The organism is Dehalococcoidales bacterium (assembly GCA_041652735.1).
Classification (GTDB): domain Bacteria; phylum Chloroflexota; class Dehalococcoidia; order Dehalococcoidales; family RBG-16-60-22; genus RBG-13-51-18.
Genome location: JBAZGT010000002.1, coordinates 31,029 through 45,713, shown reverse-complemented (window position 1 = coordinate 45,713; position 14,685 = coordinate 31,029). Strand labels below are relative to the sequence as shown.

At 54.6% G+C, this 14,685-nt stretch carries 16 protein-coding genes; 4 read left to right on the top strand and 12 right to left on the bottom strand.

Translation table 11 applies throughout. The features are described from left to right. Positions 1–7: 7 nt before the first annotated feature. Positions 8–1,198: a thiolase family protein gene (locus WC370_01000; GenBank protein MFA5308048.1), complete on the bottom strand. Its 1,191-nt coding sequence runs from the start codon at positions 1,196–1,198 to the stop codon at positions 8–10. Between the two features lie 268 nt (positions 1,199–1,466). Here WC370_01000 and WC370_00995 point away from each other — a divergent pair, with 268 nt between their 5' ends. The 3 genes from WC370_00995 (at position 1,467) to WC370_00985 (ending at position 4,846) form a co-directional block, all read left to right on the top strand. Then, entirely contained in the window at positions 1,467–3,713 is a 2,247-nt protein-coding gene (locus WC370_00995) for a molybdopterin-dependent oxidoreductase (protein ID MFA5308047.1), read from the top strand. A 2-nt stretch (positions 3,714–3,715) separates the two neighbouring features. Further along, the gene (locus WC370_00990) at positions 3,716–4,048 is read left to right on the top strand and encodes a hypothetical protein (protein ID MFA5308046.1); all 333 of its coding nucleotides are present in this window, start codon (positions 3,716–3,718) and stop codon (positions 4,046–4,048) included. Between the two features lie 399 nt (positions 4,049–4,447). After that, the gene (locus tag WC370_00985) at positions 4,448–4,846 is read left to right on the top strand and encodes a hypothetical protein (GenBank protein MFA5308045.1); all 399 of its coding nucleotides are present in this window, start codon (positions 4,448–4,450) and stop codon (positions 4,844–4,846) included. A gap of 38 nt (positions 4,847–4,884) precedes the next feature. On the opposite strand, the gene WC370_00980 is transcribed toward WC370_00985, so the two are convergent. From WC370_00980 to pdxS, 10 genes are all read right to left on the bottom strand, one after another. After that, positions 4,885–5,895, bottom strand: coding sequence for an SDR family NAD(P)-dependent oxidoreductase (locus WC370_00980; protein MFA5308044.1), 1,011 nt, complete (start codon positions 5,893–5,895; stop codon positions 4,885–4,887). Between the two features lie 109 nt (positions 5,896–6,004). Further along, on the bottom strand, positions 6,005–6,631 hold the full coding sequence (locus WC370_00975; protein ID MFA5308043.1) for a haloacid dehalogenase: 627 nt from the start codon (positions 6,629–6,631) through the stop codon (positions 6,005–6,007). Next, entirely contained in the window at positions 6,624–7,685 is a 1,062-nt protein-coding gene (locus WC370_00970) for a thiamine phosphate synthase (protein ID MFA5308042.1), read from the bottom strand. Before WC370_00970 ends, WC370_00975 begins: the two co-directional genes overlap by 8 nt. Before the next feature lie 55 nt (positions 7,686–7,740). Beyond that, on the bottom strand, positions 7,741–8,109 hold the full coding sequence (locus WC370_00965) for a YraN family protein (GenBank protein ID MFA5308041.1): 369 nt from the start codon (positions 8,107–8,109) through the stop codon (positions 7,741–7,743). Next, positions 8,106–8,744, bottom strand: coding sequence for a ribonuclease HII (locus WC370_00960; protein MFA5308040.1), 639 nt, complete (start codon positions 8,742–8,744; stop codon positions 8,106–8,108). Before WC370_00960 ends, WC370_00965 begins: the two co-directional genes overlap by 4 nt. 12 nt (positions 8,745–8,756) lie before the next feature. Continuing rightward, positions 8,757–9,374, bottom strand: a complete 618-nt coding sequence (gene tmk / locus WC370_00955) for a dTMP kinase (protein MFA5308039.1) — start codon at positions 9,372–9,374, stop codon at positions 8,757–8,759. Between the two features lie 41 nt (positions 9,375–9,415). Next, entirely contained in the window at positions 9,416–10,531 is a 1,116-nt protein-coding gene (locus tag WC370_00950) for a hypothetical protein (protein MFA5308038.1), read from the bottom strand. A gap of 10 nt (positions 10,532–10,541) precedes the next feature. Further along, positions 10,542–12,062: a R3H domain-containing nucleic acid-binding protein gene (locus WC370_00945; GenBank protein ID MFA5308037.1), complete on the bottom strand. Its 1,521-nt coding sequence runs from the start codon at positions 12,060–12,062 to the stop codon at positions 10,542–10,544. 15 nt (positions 12,063–12,077) lie between these two features. Next, positions 12,078–12,662, bottom strand: a complete 585-nt coding sequence (gene pdxT, locus WC370_00940; GenBank protein ID MFA5308036.1) for a pyridoxal 5'-phosphate synthase glutaminase subunit PdxT — start codon at positions 12,660–12,662, stop codon at positions 12,078–12,080. A 4-nt stretch (positions 12,663–12,666) separates the two neighbouring features. After that, entirely contained in the window at positions 12,667–13,548 is an 882-nt protein-coding gene (gene pdxS, locus WC370_00935) for a pyridoxal 5'-phosphate synthase lyase subunit PdxS (protein MFA5308035.1), read from the bottom strand. Between the two features lie 151 nt (positions 13,549–13,699). Here pdxS and WC370_00930 point away from each other — a divergent pair, with 151 nt between their 5' ends. Beyond that, positions 13,700–13,966, top strand: a complete 267-nt coding sequence (locus tag WC370_00930; GenBank protein ID MFA5308034.1) for a hypothetical protein — start codon at positions 13,700–13,702, stop codon at positions 13,964–13,966. Here the strand turns inward: WC370_00930 and rsmG are convergent. Next, positions 13,963–14,682, bottom strand: a complete 720-nt coding sequence (rsmG, locus tag WC370_00925; GenBank protein MFA5308033.1) for a 16S rRNA (guanine(527)-N(7))-methyltransferase RsmG — start codon at positions 14,680–14,682, stop codon at positions 13,963–13,965. The two genes, WC370_00930 and rsmG, sit on opposite strands and share 4 nt — an antisense overlap. Positions 14,683–14,685 lie beyond the last annotated feature (3 nt).

The window sequence follows — 14,685 nt, the reverse complement described above, 5'->3', positions numbered from 1 at the left end:
CCTGATTTTACCTGGGTTCGGTGCCGTAGATGACGACAGTATGCTGGGCGCAAACACCGCTCAAGTTATGGGTCAGACCGAACTTGGCGTCCTTGACCTGGTTGAGGGCCCTTCCCTGGAGCTGTTTGCAGATTTCCACGGCCTGGCGGGCGCCGGTAGCGCCGTAAGGATGGCCTATGGCCAGCAGGCCGCCATCAGTGTTAACCGGAGTCTGGCCGTCTACCTTGATGCCGCCGGAGGCGCAAAATTCCCCGCCCTCGCCCTTCTTGCAAAAGCCTAACTCTTCTACCTCGATGATTTCAGAGATGGTAAAACAGTCGTGGGTCTGGGCCACGTCGATATCTTTTGGCGTCAGCCCAGCGGCTTTGTAGGCGATTTCGCCGGCGTGTTTCAGATGCGGCCAATCTGCCAGGGTATCCGCGGGCCAATGGGCGGACATGCCGTGAGTGGAGGTTTGACCCGTACCGCGGATATATACCAGCGGACGGTCGGTCATGGCCTTGGCTCTCTCTTCAGAGGCAACGATGACGGCTGACGCGCCGTCGGTCACCGGGCAGCAATCATTGAGGCCGAATGGTTCGCAGACGGTGCGGGCGACCAGGTATTCATCCAGATTGAGACTTTTACCGCCGAATTGCGCGTTGGGGTTATTGAAACCGTATGCATAGTTGGTTACGGATACCGCGCCCATTTGTTCTTTGGTCGTCCCGTATTTCTTCATATGGTGCTGGGCGATCATCGTGAAGAAAGGAGGCGGTACCGCCAGCCCCATGGCAGAGTCCCAGTCATGGTCATTGGTAATAAGGTTCATGTAAACGCTTTCCCAGCGCTGGGGCATGTTAAGTTTTTCCGTCCCGCAGACCAGGATGCAATCAGAGATGCCGCTCTCGATGAGGCCGGTGGCCAGAATAATCGCGGTATTAGACCCCGAACACAGGGTATCGACCCTGACACAGATAGAGGTGGGATAAATCCCCAACCGGTGGGCGACGATGGGCGCCGTATTCAAAGAGTTGGAATTGCGCCCGGCTGTGGTAGAGGCAAAAATCAGGCCGTCAACATCCTTCGGCTTCAGTCCCGGGATGTCCTTGGACAAAGCATTGGCGGCTTCCTGCAGCATATCAAATATAGTTGCCGCCCTCACCCCGAATTTGCTCGTTCCGCCGCCAACGATAACCGCATTCTTTTTTTGAGCCATTGAAAATCTCCTTTTATACCGCTACTTAATTAGTTGCTAAATTGACTTTCAGGGATAAATTCCGGGACAACCCGCCACCGCCTCCATTCTACTAACGTACCTGTCCACTAAATAATAACAGAAAATACGGATTATCGTAAAGTATCCAAAGTACTATAAAAGGTTTAAAATATTCCGTGCGTTTTTTCAATCGGTACGAATTTGACACACGAGTGAGAGAATCGTTAAGATTAGAGGTGGATTACAAGCTTTAAGGAAGGAGATTGCCATGGCAAAAGGCAAAGAAAATCCGGTTATTTCTACCCTTTGGTCCGCGGGCTGCGGCTCGCACGGCGGCTGCGGATGCGAAATATACGTCAAAGACGGTAAGGTCACCAGAATCGAGGGGGACAAGAACCACCCCTTCAACCAGGGACGGCTGTGCGCCAAGGGCCTGGCGGTATCCCAGTACATGTACCACCCGGACCGCGTCCTTTATCCCCTTAAAAGGGTGGGGGAGCGGGGCGAAGGCAAGTGGCAGCAGATAAGCTGGGACGAAGCCTACGATACCATCGAGAAAAAGTTCAAGGACATCCGCGCCAAGCACGGCGCCGAATCCGTGATATTCTGCCAGGGAACGGGGCGGGACATCGGCGGGCCGATAACCTTCCTGATGTACGCCTACGGCAGCCCCAACTGGGTGCAGGTAGGCCTGGCCGGCCATGCTTGCTATACCCCACGTCTGGGCGCCATGTTCGCCACCCACGGCAATTATTGCGTGGCGGACTGCTCCCAGTTCCTGGAAAAGCGCTATGATTCCCCGGAATGGACCCCTCCCAAGTACATCATCATCTGGGCGCAAAACCCGGCGGCCGGCTGCCATGACGGCTTTTACGGCCACTGGATTATCGACTGCATGAAGCGCGGCTCCAAGCTAATCACCATCGACCCCCGCGCCACCTGGTTCTCCACCCGTTCGGAGTTGCACCTCCAGAACCGCCCCGGGACGGACGGCATTATCGCCCTGGCCATGCTCAACGTCATCATCAATGAAGGCATTTATGACAAAGCCTTCGTGGAGAAGTGGTGCTACGGCTTCGACGAGCTGAAAGAGCGTGTCCAGGAGTACACCCCGGAAAAAGCCGAGGAAATATCCTGGGTCCCCGCCGACCTCATCCGCCAAGCCGCCCGGCTTTACGCCAACAACAAACCCTCCGCCATCCAGTGGGGCGAGCCGGTGGACGCCATGCCGGCGGGCAGCGTGGTGGCTCAGGCCATCACCCAACTATGGTCCATCACCGGCAATATCGATAACCCCGGCGGCAACGTTATCGCCATCAACTCACACGGCGTCACCACCTACCCGTTCTCTTCCGCCGAGCTTACCGATTTATACGGGGCCGACCTGGTGAAAAAACTGAACGAAAAGCGTATCGGCGCCAACGATTACCCCATGATCAAGAACTTCCGCGGCTGGGTTCAGCCGGACGTCCTCATGGAGCAAATGGAGACCGGCAAGCCCTACCCCGTGAAAGGTGCCTGGATACAGACCTCCAACATCATCGGCGGGCAGGCCGCCGACCCCAGACGGCACTATGAAGCCATGAAAAAGCTCGACTTCATCGTCTGCGTGGATATCTTCCAGACCCCGACCACGATGGCGCTGGCGGACATTTTCCTGCCGGTTTGCAGCATCTGTGAAAAAGAAAGTTTCCGCTCCTGGTGGCAGCCCCTCGGCGTTTCCGTCAAAGCCATTCCCAACATCGGCGAGTCCAAGTCCGACTGGGAAATCAACCTGGAAATGGCCAAGAGGCTGGCCACAACACCCGTAAAGTTCAATACCGTCCGTGAGCTTATCGACGACCGGCTTTCCGCCGGCAATACCAACTTCGATAAACTCAAGGCCAAGGGCGGCTGGGAATATCCCCCGGTAGGCCACCGGACGCGCCCGTATTACCGCTATGAAAAGGGACTGCTGCGCAAAGACGGCAAACCCGGCTTCGAAACGCCCACCGGCAAGGTGGAGCTTTATTCCAAGAAGTATGAAGAATGGGGACTCGACCCGCTCCCGTATTACGAGGAACCTAAAGAAAGCCCCACCGCCACCCCGGAAATGGCCGAGAAATATCCCCTCATCCTCACCACCGGCCGCCGCTCACCGGTATTCTTCCACTCCGAGCACCGCATGATACCCTGGCTCCGCGAGCTCGACCCGTTCCCGGTAGCGGAAATCAACGATAAGACCGCCGCTTCGCTCGGCATCGGCGATGGCGACTGGGTTTACGTGGAAAACACTCACGGTAAAATCAAGATGAAGGCTAAGGTTACCCCCTCATCCCATCCTAAAGTAGTCTCCGTGCCCCACGGCTGGTGGCTGCCGGAAACGGATGGCCGGGCGCCCAACTTTTTCAGCACCTGGGACCATAATGTCAACAACCTGACCAGCATGGGCAACCAGGGCAAGTCCGGCTTCGGCGGGACGAACTACCGCTCCGGCCTCTGCCGCGTTCAGAAAATATCAGGTGAAAAGGAGTAGCTATGGCTCGTAACGGCTTATTGATACAATACGATTGGTGTACCGGCTGCCACGCCTGCGAAGTGGCCTGCAAGCAGGAACATAACTACTCTGAAGGCATGTGCGGCATCAAGGTCTATGAACTGGTCAGCTCCAGCCCTGAGAAGGTCTACGTGGACTTCGTGCCCGCGCTCACCCGCTTTTGCGACCTTTGCGCGGAGAGAACCAAGACCGCCGGCGAAGAGCCGGCCTGCGTAAAGCACTGCCAGGCTACCTGCATTGCTTACGGGAATTTGACCGAACTGGGCAAAGCGATGGAGAAACAGCCGCGCTCCTCCCTCTTCGCCCCCAAGTAATATAAACGTACCCTGGCGTGACGCCAGGTAATTCCGGCACGGGCCGGAAGCAATTCACCTCACCCCCTCTCCTTAAAAGGGAGAGGGGGAAACGGGGCTAACGTCCCTCTTTACACCCCCCTTAATTACCCCTCGTTGAAAAAGGGCCTGCCCGCCGCGGTTTTGACGCGGGCAGCATATTGGTTAAAAAGGATTCTCATTAACCATTCGCCCTTCTCAAACGGCTTTCATTCTACCGTCAGCATGATTCCTTTTTGCCCCGCTCTTACTATTATTTTGCATGGTATACACACTCAAATAGAATAATGGTTGACCTGCAATAAAAGTGGTGGTTATCTATATTGTGTCAAGCAACAAATTGTCCTAATATTTATCACAATATTGATAAGGGAAGTCAATATGTCAGATAACTTAACCGCTGATGAAGAAAAAACCCTCGAACAGGTTACTACTTATATAGCCAGAGAGCTATCCGAGGGCAAGAGCAAAGAACAAATAGTCAAAGACCTTATAACCAAAGGCTGGCCCCGGGACGATGCTCTAAAATTTGTCGAACCGACCGAACTGTTACTAAAAGAATACAAAAAATCCCCGGAGGGACGTCAGACTTTGGTAACAGCCGCCAAACGCCATATCATATACGGCCTCCTGTGGCTGGCAGGAGGCATGACTGTCACCTATTTAACCTACGCCACTGCCGGTACCGATATCACATACGTATTAGCTATCGGCGCCTATTTGTGGGGCCTGATCGAATTTATCCGGGGACTGGCTGATTGGCTGAAATACAAAAACTGATTATTCCAGCCAATCGCCGTAACTAAACCCTCAGATCCTTACCCGAACGGGTTTTCCGCCGGATTGCGATAGCCGGTCAGCAGCCCCCGCGGCACCTGCTGCATCAGCTCATCCATCGTCCAGGGTTTGTTGTCAAACTTGGTCAGGTTGTTGCCCTGTACCGGCTCTGAATACAGGCTGATGGTATTGCCGCCCAGGGAAAAGACCGACCCGCTGATATTGGCGCCGGCGTCCGAGGCCAGGTAACAAACGAAGGGCGCCACGTATTCCGGCGTCGGGGTCATTTTCATCATGTCCCCGCCGAACCCGGGATTATCGAAGACGAAGGGGATATCTTCCTTGTCCACCGTGGACGGATAGGCGTCCAGTTCGTAAGCCGCCCGGGTCTTGGCAAACGGCGAGAAGCAGTTGCAGGTGATATTGTACTTGCGCATCTCGATGGCCGCGGCCTTGGTCAGGCCTACCACCCCGGCGTTGGCGGCGCAGTACTCGGCGTGCTTGATGACATCTCCCAGCCAGGCGCGGGAGGTGGCGTTGATAACGCGCCCCCATTTTTGCGCTATCATGTACGGCAGGGCATGCCGCATGGTGTTGAAATAGCCCTTGGGCTTGACCAGCGTCACCTTGTCCCAGAGCGCTTCCGTCATTTTCTCAATAGGGCTGAACCCGAAAGCCCCGGCCACGTTCACCAGGATATCTATCCGGCCGTAAGTGTCTATGGCTGTTTGAATCAGCTTCCCGGCCGCGTTAAAATCCGCTATATCCGCGAAGCAGGGAACCGCCTCGCCGCCGGCTTTTTTAATGGCCTGGGCCGTGGTTTCCGCGTCGCCGTTGACCTCGGCCATGCCCTGTTCGAACCACTCCTTTTTCTTCTTGTCCAGCTTCTTGAGCTGGCTTTCGGTTATAATCGCTTTGCCCGTGGAGCCCGGCTTGCGGTTATTGGTCACCACCTTGGCGCCTTCCGCCGCCAGACCCATGGCTATCCCCCGGCCGATGCCCTGGCCGGAACCGGTTACTACCGCTACTTTGTCTTTCAATGCTTTTGCCATGTTATCAAATCACCTTTCTATGAAGTTTTTAATTGCATGTTTCCCATATTTAGTTTACCCATCCCCCCACCCCTGTCAATTATTTTCCGTTTACTCCAAAAATTACCTTTTATTTCTTCGACTCAAAGTCGGCGATTTTTGTTTCCAGGGCCTTCTGCCGGATGGCCAGGGTAAGGTCGCTGCGGGTCTTTTCCAGCACCCCCCGCACCATATCCGTGGTGCGGCGCAGGCCGCCGGTCAGCGCGTCCGGGAAGTCCATGGTCACCAGCATACTGTAGATATCGTCCATGACCGCCAGCAGGTCCTCCCCGCGGGAAAGGTCGCCGTGGCGCATGCCGTCCAGCAGATAGCGCCTTATTTCCCCCACCGCCTCCCCCATGCCGTTTAGGTAAGCCGCGGCGTCGATATTCAAATCTTCCAGCCCCGGCAGCGGCTGGCCCGTCACCAGCGCCAGGGTGATATTGGCCTCCGCGAACTCTTTTTGCGCGTCCCGCACCGCCCCAGTGTTGGCCAGCTCGCCGTGTTTTTTGACGGCTTTTTCCGCTTCGGTCAGGACATCTTTGGCGGACTGAATCAGCCCGGCCGCCTCCGTGAACTCCTGCCGATGCACCGCCCGGATAGCGGTGCTGCAATACCGGATGGCATCGCGGCAGAGCGGGAGCATCTTCTCCCTGGCCTCGTCTTTCTCCGATAGCACCTGCCTGATTTTTTCCGCCAGCGCGTCCAGATTATCCACGGCTACACTCCCTGAAAATATTTACCAGTTGCGCGGCCGCCCGCGCCACATCTTCCGCCCCCAGGACAGCGCTGATAACGGCGGCGCTGTCAGCCCCGGCCTCGATCACTTCTTTTAGGTTATCCTTGTTAATGCCGCCGATGGCCACCAGCGGCAGGTCGATGGACTGCTTTATCTCTCTTAGCCCGTCCAGCCCGATTTCTTTAGCCGACTCCTTGGTGGCGGTGGCGTAAACCGCCCCCACCCCCAGGTAGTCAGCGCCGTCCGCCAGGGCCTGTGCGGCTTCTGCTTTAGTCCGCACGGAAACGCCTAGTATCATGTCTATAGGTATAAGTTTCCGGGTGATGCCCGCCGGCAGGTCTTCCTGCCCGATATGCAGCCCGTCCGCCCCTACCGCCAGCGCCACCCCCAGGCTGTCATTGATAATGAAAAGGGCATCTTTATCCCGGCATATTTTCTTTAAATCTTTAGCGATAGCTAAAAACTCCCTGACGACCCGCTCTTTACAGCGCAGCTGGACGGTTTTTGCCCCACCCCGGATTACCTCCTCCGTCAGCCGCCCGGGGTCTCTCCCCCTGAGCCACTCCGTATCGATGACGGCATAAAGCCCGGTAATCTTCCTGGTTTTTTCACGGCGCAGCATACCGGAAAGCAGGGTCTTTTCTATGGTGTACAGCTCGAAGCGGGATTTTCTATAAGCCTCGGAGTCCAGGCCGAGGCCGGGCATCTTGGCTATTTCTTCCATGACCCGTAAAGATTCCTGGGCGCGGCGGGCATTGGCGATAATGATGGCGGCGGCGTCCCGGCTTTTGTCCTCCCCGGCGGAGTCCATTTTACTGCCCACGTCCGCATCCGCGGCGCGTGATTGTAGTAATTGCTTTTGTAAATCGCCGCCGATGTTGACCAGCCTGTGACGCAGGTCTTTCAGCTGCTGGGTCAAAACGGTATTATTCAGGGTGAGGCGGGCAAACTCCTCAAGGACACGCAGCCCTTCACCCAGGCGGTTGATATTAGCGTCAATGATACGCAGTCGGTCGGCGGGAATATCCATCATGATTATTGCTCCGGTGGGTTTATTCTAGCACAGGCGGGGCGGCGGGTAAAAGCTTTTAGCCGGCGCCGTCAACGGCGTTTTCAATAAGCTCGATGCGGGACACCCGGCCGCTGCTGTCCAACTGGATGGCTACCACGTCTATGCGCCAGGCGGCGGGGAGGTTAGCGCGTTCCTGGCCGTAGCGTTCAGCGAGTACCTGGAGCCGCTTCTTTTTTACGCTGGTTATGGATTCTTCCGGGCTGCCGAAGGTACGGCTGCGCTTCGTTCTCACTTCCACGAATACCAGAGTGCCCGCCTGCTTTGCTATTATGTCAATCTCGCCCTCGTGACAGCGGTAGTTGGTCTCCAGGATTTCATAGCCGTTCTTCCCGAGGAATTCACCGGCAATCCTTTCCCCTAAAGCGCCCGTTTCCTTCTTTTTCATAATCGCCAGCCCAAGGCCGCCACGGCCACCGGGGAAAAAGAGCGGCGGTGCAAAGGGCAGGGGCCTTTCTCCCGCAGGCGTTTGAGGTGCTCTTCCGTGCCATAGCCCTTATGCCCGGCGAAGCCGTAGCCGGGAAAGCTTTTATCCATCTCCTGCATCAGGCGGTCGCGGGTAACTTTAGCTATAATAGAGGCGCAGGCGATGGAAAAGCACAGGCTGTCCCCGTGGACGATGCCCTTCTGCGGCAGCGCGGATTCTTTAAGTTTAACGTAGTCAATCAGGAGATATTGCGGCTGCGGCGTGAGATTCCTGACGGCGGACAGCATGGCCAGCCGGGTGGCCTTGGCGATGCCCACCGTATCGATGACCTCACTGGATGCTTCCCCCACCCCCACCGCCACGGCGGCGTCCCGGATAAAATCGAAGAGGTATTCCCTGGCTTCCGGAGTAAGCTGTTTGCTGTCCCGCACACGACTTTTCCAGCGGGCCCTGACGTTAGCCGGGAGAATCACGGCGGCGGCCATGACCGGCCCCACTAAAGCGCCCCGCCCTACCTCGTCCACACCGGCGATAAATTGGAACCCGGCATTACGCAGAGCTTTTTCTTCAGCAAACGACGGCTTTTGACGATTCACGAAAATCCGCCTTCACTTTGGGAGTAATTTACTCACTCTTTGCCAGATGATGCTAGCAATTTCCTCAATGCTTTTCGTTGCATCGATAACTAACCAGCGTTCTGGTTCATCTTTAGCCAGGTCCAAATAGCCTTTCCGGACACGGCGGTGGAAGGCCAGCTTTTCCGTTTGAAAGCGGTCGGCTTTTTCATCCTGTTTGCGCGCCAGCCCGGTTGCAACGGGCAAATCCAGCAATATGGTAAGGTCGGGCAGCAAGCCCTGCGTGCCGGTCCGGTTTACAGCCTTTACCGTGTCTAAATCCAGTCCCCGCCCATAGCCCTGGTAAGCGGTAGTGGAATCCGCAAAGCGGTCGCAGATAACAATAATTCCTTTGGCCAGCGCCGGACTGACGACCTCTTCCAGTAACTGGGCGCGGGAGGCGTTAAATAAGAGCAGTTCCGCCAGCGGCGAAATTTTAATGTCCCGCGACCATTTGAGCAGGCGCGTTATTTTTTGGCCGAGGGCGGTGACACCCGGCTCATGGGTCAAGAGAGCCGGAATAGCCAGCTTTTTCAGTCGGTTATACAGCAGCCTGGACTGGCTGCTCTTGCCGCACCCCTCGCCGCCCTCAAAGGTAATAAAAAGAGACATGATTTCCTACCAATGCTAACACAAGAGTTTTTTCCGTTATGTTATTTATCATTAATTATTGTATCTAACTTCAAAGACTTTATTCCAGAGTCTTTTTTCCCCCATATTTCAACTTTATCAATCAGTCCCCTTATATTATATCCACTATCAAATTGATGTGTGGATATAGTTTTAACCGTTAATTCACCTTCTTTGCTGATAGAATATTGCTTTTGTAATAACAATTCATCAAATGAAGGATATTTATCTATTAACTTATCAAGTTCTTCAGGCAAATTTTCATAATGCCCCTGAATAATCGACTGAATATTACCAGGGTTTTTAACAGTTTTATTAAATAAATTGAGGATGAAATCCTTTTCTAAACTCAAAATATCTCCTATACAAAATACTAAAGTCTTCTTTGCAGGTTCCACATAATATTTGATTTTTTCCATGAATTCGTTATCCAATTGCTTATAACCATGCAGTAATCCATTCCTGATTTCTTGTTTCATTTTGGAGAAATGGCCCATCTTCAATTCTTTTTCAAATATTACTTGTATTTTTTCCCATTCTTTGTTTGGCACATTATTTTCTTTTGATAATATGTGTTTGATTACTTCTAATCCATTCCAATAAGAAATAAATTCATATACACAATCTTCTTCACCCATGCCCTTCCTTAACCAAGATAAGGCTCGTTGAATTCTTGATTTATTATCGCTCTTTTCGTAAGATTCGAATACTATTTCAAATTCAGATTTATCAATCTTAACCAAAGCATATAATAAATCTTGTTCTTGAAATTGTTGGGGATAATACGTAAATGGAGAACTATCATTACTAATATTTATAATACTTACTAATATAGCTGAATTACAGGAAGCCAATGTAGAAAAGTTAAATAGATTGATAATCTGCTCAACATTTTCTTTTGATATTTCTCTTGCTTTGCTTTCTGAGTCGGTTTTTATATCGGTAATGATCCTTAACCCAGTATGTAAAAATATATTGTCTCGTTTTACTAGTTTGTCTTTTACTATTATTGTTAAATTACAATCTTGACGGTATGGATAGTTAAAAATCCATTGATTGTTTATTAAGGTTTGTTGTTCTTTCCGGTCGTTGAGTGAGATTCTTGTTTTTGAATAATACTCAATTAGGTATCTTTTCATTGGCAATACTTCATCTGGCGCGCTCTTTGAATATCCGCACCCTCCGGTTGGGGTCGCGGCCGGTGCTGTGGGAATTAAGGTCGCTCCGCTGGGCTATCAGGTGCTGCAAGCGCCGGATATAAGCCCCCTGCGGGCTCAGCTCCACCTCTTCCCCTTCCTCCTCCACCTGTTTCACCGCTTCCTCCGCTTCCACGATGGCGGACTGGAACCCGCCGGGCATTTCCCCTTCCGAGGCAGAGTAAAGCGTACTCAGGAACTGCCTTATCTGGGGCGGGGTATTGCCCCGGAGAACGTAAACGGGAATATGGGCGCTTTCCGCGTCCCTGACCTTCTGCGGGCGGCGCCGGTAGTAATTTTTAGAGGTCACCAGCATGGTGGCGTCGTGGAGGTTTTCCACTACATCCACGTTGAGATGGAGCTCGCGCCCTATCTGCAAAACACGGGAACGGTTGACCCCGTAGAGGTGCAGCTTGATAGTTTTCGTCTCCTTGGGCGCTTTCTTGCTCTTTGTCTTGACGTCTTTTTCCGCTTTAAGCTTTTCTATCCGCACCTCGCCGTTTTCATCCACCCAGCGTAATTCCGTATCGGCCGGCGCGTCCCGCAGCAAAGCGTCCACGGCGTCACCGACCTCCGGGTGGATAGCCACTCTATCGCGCTCCTGGATTTCCACCACGATATCGAAAGTAGGCGGCGACTTTCTTTCCAGGATGGACTTCTGGGTGCCGCGGCGGCGGGCTTCCTCGTCGCCTAAAGTTACCGACTGTATCCCGCCGATGAGGTCGGACAAAGTGGGGTTCATCATCAGGTTTTCCAGGGTGTTGCCATGCGCCGTGCCCACCAGCTGGACGCCGCGCTCGGCGATAGTGCGGGCGGCCATGGCTTCCAGTTCCGTGCCTATTTCGTCGATAACGATAACCTCCGGCATGTGGTTTTCCACGGCCTCTATCATGACGGCGTGCTGGAGGCTGGGGGTGGCTACCTGCATACGCCGGGCGTGCCCGATGGCGGGGTGGGGAATATCGCCGTCGCCAGCGATTTCATTGGAGGTATCCACGATGATTACCCTTTTATCTATGTCATCCGCCAGCACGCGGGCCACTTCCCGCAGCATGGTGGTCTTGCCCACGCCGGGGCGGCCTAAAAGCAGGACGCTCCTGCCGGACTGAATCAGGTCTTCAATAATTTTAATGGTGCCGAATACCGCCCTTCCCACGCGGCAGGTCAGCCCCACGACATGGCCGCGGCGGTTGCGGATGGCGGAAATACGGTGGAGGGTGCGCTCGATGCCGGCGCGGTTATCGTCCCCGAAGCTGCTGATGCGCGCCACCACATAGTCTATATCCGCTTCCCGGATTTCCTGGTCGTTGAGCTCTATCTCTCGTTTGAGGAAACGCGCTTCCGGGGTACGTCCCAGGTCCAGAATCACTTCCAGGAGGTCTCTGATATCCGGCTGCTGCAAGAGGGGTGTCTTGATATTCGGCGGGAATATTTCCAGCAGGGCATCCATGTCATCGGTAATTACCTGTTGCACCGGTGCCTCCCCGCTTTAGTAATTGTGCTTATCTTTAACTATATCCAGGAAATACCTGTGAAAACGCAGGTCGTCCGTCAGCTCCGGGTGAAAAGCCGATACCAGCATCTTAGCCTGCCGGGCGGCCACGATAGTATTATCTTCCAGCCTGGCCAGAATGTCCACACCGCCGCCGCAGCTTTCAATCAGCGGGGCGCGGATAAAGACCGCCGGAAAAGGCTCCTTACCGAGGGCGGGTATGACCACGTTAGTCTCAAAGCTGTCCACCTGCCGCCCGAAGGCGTTGCGCTTCACGCTGATGTCCATCAGCCCCAGGGTGGCTTTGCCGTTATTGGATATTTTCCGGGCCATGAGAATCATGCCGGCGCAGGTGCCGAAAAGCGGCAGCCCGTCCTTTCCCAGCGAGGCTATTTCCCGCATCAGGTCATAGGCGTTCATCAGCAGGCTGATGGTGGTGCTTTCACCGCCGGGAATAATCAGCCCGTCTAATCCCTTGAGTTCCCCGGGCAGGCGGACGGGCACAGCCTCCGTATCCAGTTTGTTCAGCGTCGTGATATGTTCGGCAAAGGCTCCCTGCGAGGCAAGGACACCGATTTTCATATATTTACCAACCTCTTTTGGCCAGCAGCTCGTTATCCGGGATTTGCTTGATTTCCAGTCCGGGCATGGCTTCCCCGAGACCCTTGGACACCTCGGCGATAATGGCGGGGTCGTTATAGTGGGTAACGGCCTTGACGATAGCCCGCGCCCGCACATCGGGGTCGGACGACTTGAAGACGCCGGAGCCGACGAACACCCCTTCCGCGCCGAGCTGCATCATTAAAGCGGCATCGGCCGGGGTGGCCACCCCGCCGGCGGCGAAGTTGACCACCGGCAGTTTGCCGGTCTTGTGGACTTCTTCCACCAGGTCTAAAGGCGCGCCCAGCTCTTTGGCTTCTTTCATCAGCTCTTCCTGCGGCATGTTCACCAGCTTGCGTATTTCGTCCATGACGGTCCTCATGTGCCGCACCGCCTCCACGATATTACCGGTGCCGGCCTCGCCCTTGGTGCGTATCATCGCCGCCCCTTCGCCAATGCGCCGCAGGGCTTCACCCAGGTCGCGGCAGCCGCAGACAAAGGGGACTTTGAAATCATGCTTCCAGACATGGTGGCTTTCATCGGCCGGGGTCAGCACTTCAGATTCGTCGATATAGTCGACGCCCATAGACTGCAATACCTGGGCTTCCACAAAATGCCCGATGCGGCATTTAGCCATCACCGGGATGGTAACCGCCTTCATAATCGCCTCGATAACGGCGGGGTCGGACATGCGGGCCACGCCGCCGTGAGCGCGGATATCCGCGGGGACCCGCTCCAGAGCCATCACAGCACACGCCCCGGCGTCTTCCGCTATCTTGGCGTGTTCCGGGGTAACCACGTCCATGATAACGCCGCCCTTGAGCATCTGGGCCAGCCCGGTTTTTACTTTCCACGTCCCTTTTTCCATATCCGCCTCCTCAAGACCAGGAATTTGATATTATAATTCTACTACGGTTGCTACGGCTTGGCAACAAAAGCAATCCGGCCACTTTTTTGACCGCAACACGATAATGTGCTATTAATTATCCAGGAATTATTTTTTATTCAGGACTTTTTTTATGGATGCCTGGGACTATATATCTTTTTTGGCCATGGTGCTGGCCCTCGGCGCTATCATCTACCTGCTGCGGCGGAGCGAGAAGAAGACCAAAATCAGACACAAGCTGAATGCTTACCGTCTCCTGGACGACCCCTCCCCCACCCGCAAGGAAATCGTGAACGCTATCAGGTTTTTACGGCTTTACGGCGGGACCTGGCGCAAGGATAAGGAGTTCGTGGAGCTGTCGGACCGCCTCAAGAGCAGGCTGAATAGTATATCCGGCTAGATAATCGGGCGTTTTTCCGGCATGCCGGGGCGGCGGGGATAAGGGGCGGGCGTGGCGGAAACTTTATCGATGATGACCAGGCAACGGCCGTCATCCAGTTCCTCCAGCGTCACCGGCTTTACCTCCCGCCAGTGGCCGCCCAGCATAATGACGGCTTTTTGAGATTTTTCCATCTCCAGAGCGATATCGCCCTTCTTCTGGGCCACGGCACAGCCGCCGACCGCGCATAAGGGCAGGGTAAGCTCTACCAGAGTAGGCAGCGGCGCCACGGCGCGCGACAGCACTACGTCGAATTTCTCCCGGTACTGAGGCTGATGGGCGACTTCCTCGGCCCGGCCGTTCAGGATGGTTACATCCTGCAACCCCAGCGTTTCAACCAGGTACCGCAGGAACCGTATTTTTTTGGCGGTGGCTTCCAGCAGCGTAAGGTTTATCCCGGGAAAAGCTATTTTCAGCGGCAGGCCGGGCAGTCCCGCCCCCGTGCCTACATCGATGATGTTCAAGGGCTTAACAGTATTAACAGGCGGTAAGGCCGCGGCTACGGTAAGGGAGTCCAGGAAATGCTTTAGCTGCACTTCAGCGCAGTCGGTAACGGCGGTAAGATTTACCCGTTCATTCCAGGCGGCCAGTTCCCGGTAATAGGTCTCAAACTGCTGAAGCTGGCTGGCGTCCAGTTCTATGCCGAGCCTGGCCGCACCGGATTTCAGCTTATCCAACGT

Coding starts and splice junctions, on each gene's coding strand:
- WC370_01000 (MFA5308048.1), bottom strand. CDS start 1,198: ATGGCTCAAAAAAAGAATGCGGTTATCGTTGGCGGCGGAACGAGCAAA.
- WC370_00995 (MFA5308047.1), top strand. CDS start 1,467: ATGGCAAAAGGCAAAGAAAATCCGGTTATTTCTACCCTTTGGTCCGCG.
- WC370_00990 (MFA5308046.1), top strand. CDS start 3,716: ATGGCTCGTAACGGCTTATTGATACAATACGATTGGTGTACCGGCTGC.
- WC370_00985 (MFA5308045.1), top strand. CDS start 4,448: ATGTCAGATAACTTAACCGCTGATGAAGAAAAAACCCTCGAACAGGTT.
- WC370_00980 (MFA5308044.1), bottom strand. CDS start 5,895: ATGGCAAAAGCATTGAAAGACAAAGTAGCGGTAGTAACCGGTTCCGGC.
- WC370_00970 (MFA5308042.1), bottom strand. CDS start 7,685: ATGATGGATATTCCCGCCGACCGACTGCGTATCATTGACGCTAATATC.
- WC370_00965 (MFA5308041.1), bottom strand. CDS start 8,109: ATGAAAAAGAAGGAAACGGGCGCTTTAGGGGAAAGGATTGCCGGTGAA.
- tmk (MFA5308039.1), bottom strand. CDS start 9,374: ATGTCTCTTTTTATTACCTTTGAGGGCGGCGAGGGGTGCGGCAAGAGC.
- WC370_00950 (MFA5308038.1), bottom strand. CDS start 10,531: ATGAAAAGATACCTAATTGAGTATTATTCAAAAACAAGAATCTCACTC.
- pdxT (MFA5308036.1), bottom strand. CDS start 12,662: ATGAAAATCGGTGTCCTTGCCTCGCAGGGAGCCTTTGCCGAACATATC.
- pdxS (MFA5308035.1), bottom strand. CDS start 13,548: ATGGAAAAAGGGACGTGGAAAGTAAAAACCGGGCTGGCCCAGATGCTC.
- WC370_00930 (MFA5308034.1), top strand. CDS start 13,700: ATGGATGCCTGGGACTATATATCTTTTTTGGCCATGGTGCTGGCCCTC.